7 protein-coding genes and 1 pseudogene are annotated in these 8,580 nt (G+C 66.9%); 3 read left to right on the forward strand and 5 right to left on the reverse strand.

Annotation, left to right across the window (positions count from 1 at the left end; translation table 11 throughout):
* The 3 genes from EOD07_RS13030 to EOD07_RS13040 form a co-directional block, all read left to right on the forward strand.
* Window positions 1–873: D-2-hydroxyacid dehydrogenase (locus tag EOD07_RS13030; protein WP_164772220.1), on the forward strand; the 873-nt coding region annotated here is incomplete at its 5' end.
* Between the two features lie 22 nt (window positions 874–895).
* Window positions 896–2,437: a trimethylamine methyltransferase family protein gene (locus tag EOD07_RS13035; RefSeq protein WP_127235741.1), complete on the forward strand. Its 1,542-nt coding sequence runs from the start codon at window positions 896–898 to the stop codon at window positions 2,435–2,437.
* 12 nt (window positions 2,438–2,449) lie between these two features.
* Window positions 2,450–3,940 carry a D-aminoacylase gene (locus EOD07_RS13040; protein ID WP_127235742.1) on the forward strand — a complete coding sequence of 497 codons (1,491 nt, stop codon included), beginning with the start codon at window positions 2,450–2,452 and terminating at the stop codon, window positions 3,938–3,940.
* Here EOD07_RS13040 and EOD07_RS13045 read toward each other — a convergent pair.
* From EOD07_RS13045 to EOD07_RS13065, 5 genes and pseudogenes are all read right to left on the reverse strand, one after another.
* Complete coding sequence (locus EOD07_RS13045) at window positions 3,925–4,590, reverse strand: isochorismatase family cysteine hydrolase (protein ID WP_127235743.1); 666 nt, start codon at window positions 4,588–4,590, stop codon at window positions 3,925–3,927. The two genes, EOD07_RS13040 and EOD07_RS13045, sit on opposite strands and share 16 nt — an antisense overlap.
* On the reverse strand, window positions 4,587–5,870 hold the full coding sequence (locus EOD07_RS13050; protein WP_127235744.1) for a Zn-dependent hydrolase: 1,284 nt from the start codon (window positions 5,868–5,870) through the stop codon (window positions 4,587–4,589). The genes EOD07_RS13045 and EOD07_RS13050 overlap by 4 nt, the downstream gene beginning before the upstream one ends.
* Window positions 5,867–7,027, reverse strand: a complete 1,161-nt coding sequence (locus EOD07_RS13055; protein WP_127235745.1) for an FAD-binding oxidoreductase — start codon at window positions 7,025–7,027, stop codon at window positions 5,867–5,869. Before EOD07_RS13055 ends, EOD07_RS13050 begins: the two co-directional genes overlap by 4 nt.
* Window positions 7,024–8,337, reverse strand: coding sequence for a Coenzyme F420 hydrogenase/dehydrogenase, beta subunit C-terminal domain (locus EOD07_RS13060; protein ID WP_127235746.1), 1,314 nt, complete (start codon window positions 8,335–8,337; stop codon window positions 7,024–7,026). Before EOD07_RS13060 ends, EOD07_RS13055 begins: the two co-directional genes overlap by 4 nt.
* Before the next feature lie 7 nt (window positions 8,338–8,344).
* A pseudogene (locus tag EOD07_RS13065) lies at window positions 8,345–8,580 on the reverse strand (N-carbamoyl-D-amino-acid hydrolase); the annotation flags it as partial.

An 8,580-nucleotide genomic window follows, 5' to 3' on the forward strand; every position in this document is an offset into this window, starting at 1 on the left:
TGCGACACCTATGCCGGCCTCCCGGGATTGATCGAGCGCGTGGCCGCCGAAGTCGTCTATTCCATCCGCTTCGATGGCACGCCGCGCTATCCGCGCCAGGCTCTTGTCGAGAGCCCGACGGTGAAATGGGTTTCGATCGGCGGCTCCGGCACCGACCATCTCGGGCGCTGGGATCCGGCGCGTGTGACGGTGACGAATTCAGCCGGCGTCGCCGCCGGCATGCTGGCCGAATACGCGCTCGGCGCCATGCTTTCCTTCTCGCTCGACCTGCGCGGCTTCGAGCGCCGCCAGCAGGCCCGGCAATGGGGCGGCGGCCCCGTCGAGCCAATCGAGGGCAAGACCGTCCTCATCCTCGGCCTCGGCAAGACCGGCGAGGCCGTGGCTCGGCGAACGCGGGCGATGGGCATGCGCACGCTCGGCATCCGCGCTCGACCGAAGCCGATGCCGTCGCTCGACGAGGTGCATGGCCCCGACGCGCTGCTGGCATTGATCGGCCGCGCCGACTTCATCGTCTGCTGCGTGCCTTTGCTGCCCAGCACGCGCGGCCTGCTTGGCGAGGCCGCCTTTGCCGCCATGAAGCCGACCGCCGTGCTGATCGACATTTCGCGTGGCGGCGTCGTCGAAGAGGCCGCGCTGCTGAGCGCGCTCGACGGCGGACGGATCAAGGGCGCGGCGCTCGACGTCTTCGCGACCGAGCCATTGCCGGCCGAGCACCCGCTCTGGGGCTACGGCAACGTCGCCGTCACGCCGCATTGCGCCGCCGTCTATGACGGCTGGGACATCAAGTCGGTGCGCATGTTCGCCGACAATCTGGCGCGCTACCGCAAAGGCGAACCGCTGGAAAACGTGGTCAATCCGGAACGTGGGTACTGAAGCCCCGGAGAGGAAGAATCCTATGTCACAGGACAGGCGTGGCGGCGGCCGCAGATCGAAACTTGGGCGCAGCGGCGGCGGCATCGCGCAACTGCCGTGGCAGAGCGTGAAAAACCCCTACCCGCCCATGCAGCTCCTCGACGGAGAGCGCATGGAGCAGTTGCACAAGACATCGATGCGCATCCTGTCGGAGCTCGGCATCCGCGTCATGAGCGAAAAGGTGATGGACCTGTTCGCCAAGGCCGGCGCCATCGTCGACCGCGAGAGCAACACCATCCGCATCGACGAGAGCCTCGTCACCGAGGCGCTGCGCAACGTGCCGTCGTCCTTCACGCTGACCAGCCGCAATCCGGACAAGCGGGTTGAATTCGGCGGCAACTCGCTGGTTTTCGGGTTGGTCGCCGGTCCGCCCAACGTGCATGACCGCATCAACGGTCGCAGGCCGGGCAATCTCCCCGACTACCAGAACTTCATCCGGCTGGCGCATCACTTCAACGCCATCCACATCATCGGCAACCAGGTGGTGGCGCCGATCGAATTGCCGGCCAATTCGCGCCATCTCGACACCTATCACGCCAATCTGACGCTGAGCGACCTCTCCTTCCACTGCACCGCGATCGGCCGCGCCCGAGCCATGGATGGCATCAACATGATGGCCATCGCGCGCGGCATCTCGGTCGAGGAGATGCGCGCTTCGCCCGGCGTGACGACGATCATCTCGATCAACTCGCCGCGCCTGTTCGACGACGCGATGGCGGAAGGCCTGATCGCCATGGCCGAGCACGGCCAGCCGGTCACCGTCACGCCCTTCACGCTGATGGGCGCTATGACCCCGGTGACGCTTGCCGCGGCGCTTTGCCAGCAGAATGCCGAGGCGCTGTTCGGCGTGACGCTGACACAGCTCGTCAATCCCGGCACGCCGGTGATGTACGGCGCGTTCACCTCCAATGTCGACATGAAGTCGGGCGCGCCGGCTTTCGGCACGCCGGAAAACGCCAAGGCCAACATCATCGCCGGGCAACTGGCGCGGCGCTACAATTTGCCCTACCGCACCTCCAATGCGAACGCTTCGAACGTCGTCGACCTGCAGGCCGCCTACGAGACCGAAATGGCGACCTGGGGCGCGGTGCTTGGCGGCGCCAATCTGATCTATCACGCGGCCGGTTGGCTGGAGGGCGGCCTGACGGCGTCCTACGAAAAGCTCGTGCTCGACGTCGAGATCCTGCAGAACATGATGGAATTCCTGCGGCCCTTACCGTTCCAGGAAGACGACCTCGGCTTCGAGGCGATCAAATCGGTGCCGGCCGGCGGTCATTTCTTCGGCGCCGAGCACACCATGTCGCGCTACACCACCGCCTTCTACCAGCCGATGCTCTCCAACTGGCAGAACCACGGCGCCTGGGAGGAGGCCGGCGGCAAGGACGCGCTGGAGCGAGCCACCGAGCTCTGGCAGCAGGCGCTGCACGACTATGAGGAACCGGTGATGGATCCGGCGATCCGCGAGGAACTCGACGCCTATGTCGCGCGCCGCCGCGAGGAGATCGCGGCCAATCCGGAAGCTTAGGAAATTCGTTTAATGCCCTATGATCTCGTCATCCGCCACGCGACGCTGATCGCCGGCGACGGCTCGAAACCCTTCGAAGCCGACATCGCCGTCGACGGCGACCGCATCGGCGCCATCGGCCGGCTGGACGACACGCGGGGCATCGAGGAAATCGACGCCAGGGGCAAGATCGTCGCGCCTGGCTTCATCGACGTGCACACCCATGACGACGGCGCGCTGCTTTCCCAGCGCGGCATGGACCCGAAGATCAGCCAGGGCGTGACCACGGTGATCGCCGGCAATTGCGGCGTCAGCCTGGCGCCGCTGCTGCTCGACAAGACTCCGCCGCCGCCCTTCACGCTGGTCGGCGGCCGCGAGAATTTCCGCTTCGACCGTTTTGCCGATTATGTCGCCGAGCTGAAGCGCCGCGGCATCGCCACCAACGCCGCCCTGCTTGTCGGCCACACCACGCTGCGCCAGCGCTGCATGCCGGTGACCGATCGGCCGGCCAATGAAGTGGAAACGGCGGCGATGCAGGAAGCGGTCGCCGAGGCCATGGCCGAAGGCGCGTTTGGCCTCAGCACCGGGCTCGACTATCCGCCGGCCGTCAACTCCTCGACGGAAGAGGTCAAGGCGCTGGCCGCCACCGCTGCGCAACTCGGCGGTCCTTATGTGACCCACACGCGCAACTATTTCGAGACGATGGACGAAGCGATCGAGGAAGCGATCGACATTGCCGATCATGCCGGCGGCAAGCTGTTCATCTCGCATCACCAATGCACCGGCCGCGCCAATTTCGGCAAGAGCCGGCCCTCGCTCGCACGGATCGACCAGGCACGCGAGACGATGGACATCGGCATGGACGTCTACCCCTATGCCGCAAGCTCCACGGTGCTCCGCCTGGAACGCTGCGACACCGGGCTCAAGATCCTCATCACCTGGTCCGATCCACATCCGGAGATGGCCAGGCGCGAGATCGCCGACATCGCCCGCGAATGGAACTGCACCGAGCGCGAGGCCGGTGAGCGGCTGCTGCCGGCGGGCGCGGTCTATTTCCAGCTTGATGAGGATGACGTGCGCAACATCATCGCACATCCGCGCACCATGATCGGCTCGGACGGCTTGCCGCACGACATCCACCCGCATCCGCGCCTTTGGGGCACGTTTCCGCGCGTGCTCGGACATTACGCGCGGGATATCGGCCTGTTCAGCCTGGAGGAGGCCGTTTTCCGCATGACCGGCCTGCCCGCGCGTGAATTCGGCATCGAGCAGCGCGGCATTCTGGCCGAAGGCAATTTCGGCGATCTCGTCATCTTCGACCCCGAGACGATCATCGACACGGCCACTTTCGAGGAGCCGCGCCGCCCAGCCGCCGGCATCGACCATGTCTTCGTCAACGGCGTCTCGGTCTGGCGCGGCGGCAGGGCCACCGGAGCGCTGCCCGGCGCGGTTCTCAAGCCTTCGGCCTCAAAGACGGTATTCCGGGGCGCATGCGGCTGCGGCGCCGATCATAGCGCCTCGTAAATCCGGTCGACGCTCTCCAGCGTATAGGCGAACTCCACCGGACGCGTGCAGCGCCAGCCGTCGAAGGGCTGGCCGGCCAGCGCCTTCAATGCTTCGGGTTGGCGAAGGATGCCGCCGCCATAAAGCCGGTTCGCCATGTCGAGCATGCCGGTGCGATGCATGGCTTCCGTCATGCTGCCGCAGGCATCCTTGACCAGCCAGACGCGAAACCCCTCATAGACGGCGTCGAACACGCTCGCGGTCACGCAGCTGTCGGTCAGCACGCCGGCGACCACTAGGTTCTCGACGCCAAGCGGGGCGAGCCTCTGCGAAAGGTCGGTGCTGCGAAAGGCGCTCGGCCAGTGTTTTTGGACGACCATGTCGCCGGGCAGCGCCGCCACCTCGGCGCAGATTTGAGCCCCCTCGCTGTCGGCCACGGCCGAGCGGAATTCCTCGGTCAGGATCTCTTCCTGCCGCGCGTAGCCTTCACGCTCTTCCGGCTTCACCCAGGCCTGCGCGTGGATGACGGGCACGCCCGCCGCGCGGGCTGCTTCGATCAGCTGGGCAGTGTTGGCAAGCACCGCGTCATAGCCGACCACCGGCCAAGCCGCGCCGGGGCGGTATTCATTCTGCAGGTCGATGACGAGCAAGGCAGTCTTGACGAGGTTCATGGTTGTTCCAAAGGGTTGTCGAAGTCGGTGACGAAACGCAGGAGCAGCCGGATCGCCTGATCGAGGTCGGCGATCTCCATCGCTTCATCCGGGTTGTGGCTGCCGTTTTCGTTGCGCACGAAGAGCATAGCGGTCGGAATGCCGGCGCCGGCGAAGGTCGCCGCATCGTGCCCCGCGCCGCTCGGCACATGCGGCGCCCGCATCTGCAATTCGGCGGCGGCGCGGTCGAACCTGCCGATCAGCGCCGGCGACATCGTCGCCGGCTCCCAGGTGAAGCGCGGCCCAGGCTCGAAGGTGACGCCGCGTTTAGCGCCTGCCTCGGCGAAAATCTCATGCAGCCTTGCCTCGATCCGCTCCAGGACAGCGGCTTCGGCGCTGCGCACATCGAGGGTGAAACCGAGCCGGCCCAGAACCCGGCTGCCCCCATGTTGTGTCGGATCGGACTGCACGCGACCGAAAGTGATCGTCGCTTCATGTCCGTCGCGTTCGAGCGCGTCCCATTCGGTTTCGAGCGCGGCGACCAGGTCGGCAAAGCCAAGCACGCTGTCATGCCGGGCGAAGCGCGGCTCGGCGCCCGAATGGGCATAGGCGCCAAGGCATTTGGCGTCGACATAGCGAAACCCGCCGGCGATGCCGGTGACGATGCCGACCGGCGCACCGGCGGCGACCAGGCGCGGTCCCTGTTCGATATGCACCTCGACGAAGGCCGCGATCTTATCGGTATCGATACCCGGCACGCCGCGTCGCACGGCATCGGGGTCAAAGCCTTCCTCGCGCATGTGGTCAGCCAGCGTGCGACCGCTGTCGGACCGCCTGGCTTCGAGCGCCTGCGGATCGAGCAGGCCGAGCGCCGCCTGGCTGCCAGGGTAGGAGAGCGGAAACCAGACCGCTTCCTCGGCGCGTGTCGCCAGCACGACGAGGTCGCGCGGCAAGCGGATGCCCTGCCCGACCAGTTCGGCCATCACCGCCAAGCCGGCCACGACGCCGGCGGAGCCATCGAAGTTGCCTCCATGCGCCACACTGTCGAGATGCGAGCCGATGACGATCGCCGGCAATTCCGGATGGCTGCCTCTGAGCGTCAAATAGAGATTGCCGGCCGCATCGACGCGCGCGCCCGCGCCGAGTTTTTCCCCCTCGTTGCGCACGAGGTCATGGGCGAAGCGCTCGCCGGGTCCGTAAGCGACACGCGTGATCCCCGGCGCGTCCGTCGTCGCCTCGGCGAGGGCGTCCAGGATGCGTCCCGCCAGTCCGCCACCGGCCGTCAGGTCGGCGCTGTTCATGAAGCAACCTTGCTCGCTTCGGGCGAGACGTTGCGCAGCCGGTGCGGTGTGAGGTCGTCCAGCGACACGCCTTGCCTCGCGACATCGTCCGGCAGACCATCGCCGGCGATCAGGCTGGCACAGACCCGCGACAGCGCCGGTGAGGTCTTGATGCCATAACCGCCCTGCCCGACCAGCCAGACGAAATCCGGAAATTCGTCGTCGGGCCCGACCACCGGCGACCCGTCGGCGACGAAGGTCCGCAAGCCGGCCCAGGAGCGCGACACGCGCTGCACTTCGATCGTCGTAGCGCGTTCGAGTCGCTCGGCGCCGATCGCGACATCGATGTCTTCGGCAAAGGCGTCCATCGGTTCCGACGGTGTCGCGTCGGCCGGCGAGACGAAGAGCTGCCCGGCATCCGGCTTGAAGTAGAACTCCGCGCCGACATCGTTGACCAGCGGCCAGTCGCTAATATCGACGTCGGCGGGCGCCGGAATGTTGAAGGCGGTGCGGCGCTTCGGCTGCAGGCCGACCGGATGCACGCCCGCCATCAGCGCGATCTCGTCGCCCCAGGCGCCGACAGCATTGACGATCAGGGGGGCGAGGAATGTGCCCGCTTCCGTCTCGACCCGCCACTGTCCGCCCTGCCGCCCGATGCCTTTCACGCCGGCCTTGGTGACGATGCGCGCGCCCCGCGCCCGCGCGCCGCGCAAAAAACCCTGATGCAGGCCGTTGACGTCGATATCCATCGAATCCGGTTCGATATAGGCGCCGGCGAGATAGTCCCGGCGCAACACCGGCACGCGCGCCATCGCCTCGGCCGGCGTCATCGCAACGATCGAGGGCACCAGTGCCTGCGCGGCCGCCAGGTCCTCGCGTAGCAAGTCGAGCTGATCGGCGCGCGCCACGGTGATCATGCCGCGCTTGCTGAGCAGCGGATAGTCGCAAAAACCTGTCGGCGGCTCGGTCAGGAAGGCGCGGCTTGCGAGCACGATGCGGCGGATGACGCCGTTGCCGTAATTCTCGGTGAAGCTCGCCGCCGAGCGTCCCGTGGTGTGATAGCCGCAATGGCTCTCGCGCTCGAGCAGCACAACCTTCCTGTCGCGCGAAATCTCGAAGGCCGCACCCGCACCGGCCATGCCGCCGCCGATGATGATGACTTCGGTCTGCTCGCTCATGGATCCCCCAAAATTGTTGCGCGCGGTACGGCGGGCGGCTCGCCCAGCCGGCCGCGCCGGGCACGATCTCGGGCACCCCGCCCTTCGACAAGATTCTCGGCCAACGAGTTCTGCAAAGCGCAATCATGCAATGCGAGGTCGGTGACAAGGGGCACCGGCTTGCCGGCGATTGCCATGCCTGTCAGCCGCGCCCAGACGGCGCGCCGCTTGCGCACCTGATGCGACTGCAACTCGCCGATCTCGGCGACCCCGCTCTCCCGCTTGATCTCCAGCACGCCAGCCTCGACGGCCGCGTCGAACAGCTCCAGCCCGCGCTTCGTGCGCACGATGATGCCGTTGAGCGCCTCATCCTCGACCGCCGGGCCGCCATTCAGCCAGGAATCCGACACCGCGATATCCGCCACCTGCCCGATCGCGTCGGGACAGATCTTGCAGCGCGGCTGGATCATCCATTTGTCCTCGTCTTCCCAGAGCTGCCGGTAGCTGATCTCGAAGGCGCGGCCGTCTTTGGTTTCGATGCGGTTGAGGCCCGGGTTGCCGTGCCCCCGGTAGCGGAAGAGCGACAGTTCGTTCTCATCGAGGCCAAAACGCTGCAGCACCTGCTCCGACTTGGTGAGGTCCGAAGCGCCGCCGCAGACGAAGGCGAGCGCATAGCGCATGTGCTCGTCGACACGGCGGTCGAGCCGGGCCAGATTGCGCACTGCCGTGATGTCGCAGGGCTTGGCGATCAGCGCGAACGGCTCGCCGCGGTCGAGGATATCGTTGAAATCCATCAGCGTCGCCGCCGGGCCATAGCGCGAGCCCGCGCCTTCGAGCACCGAAGCGGCGTCGAAGCTCAGCTTGCGCTCCGTGCGCATCGGCATGGAACGCGAGGCCGCGACATGCAGCACGAACTTGACCCGCCCGGTGTCGAGCAGGAATTGCCCGAGCGCCGTCAGCGTGCCGCCGCCGGAGCCGACAAACCGCACCGTAGTATCCGCGGCGGAACCGAGCACAAGCCGTTCGACAGGTCCCCAGACCGTGTCCGTCAATGCGGCGTCATTCATCTGAGCCGGCGGCGGGCCGGCGATGCGCGTTCCCGGGCAAACGGCGTTGATCTTCGCCAGCGTCGACTTGTCCAATGCACGCCTCGCCACCGGCCGCTCGCGCCCTTCCGGCGTCATCACCATGTCGACGCGGTTGGCGCCGGCGATCGACCGGCACAGGCCGCAGCCGATGCAAAGACCGTTCTCGACGATCTCGCCGAGCGTCAGCGGATCGGTCGCGAGCCGCGCCATGTCTCTGCCTTGGCTGGTTTCGATCAGGCCCATCGCGGTCTCAGACCGGTTCCGAGATGCGGCCGTACTGGTCGGGGCGGCGGTAGAGCGCGAAGTTGAAATTCACCTTGCGGCAGACCTCGATCAGATCGAGATCGGCGCGGTGGACGATGACCTCGTCGTCGAGCGACATCGCCTGCGCGGCGATCTCGCCGGTCGGCGCGATGATGCAGGAACCGCCGATCAGCGCCTGCCCGTCCTCCAACCCGGCTTTGGCGGCGGCGCCGATCCAGAGCG

It is taken from the genome of Mesorhizobium sp. M2C.T.Ca.TU.002.02.1.1, assembly GCF_003997225.1.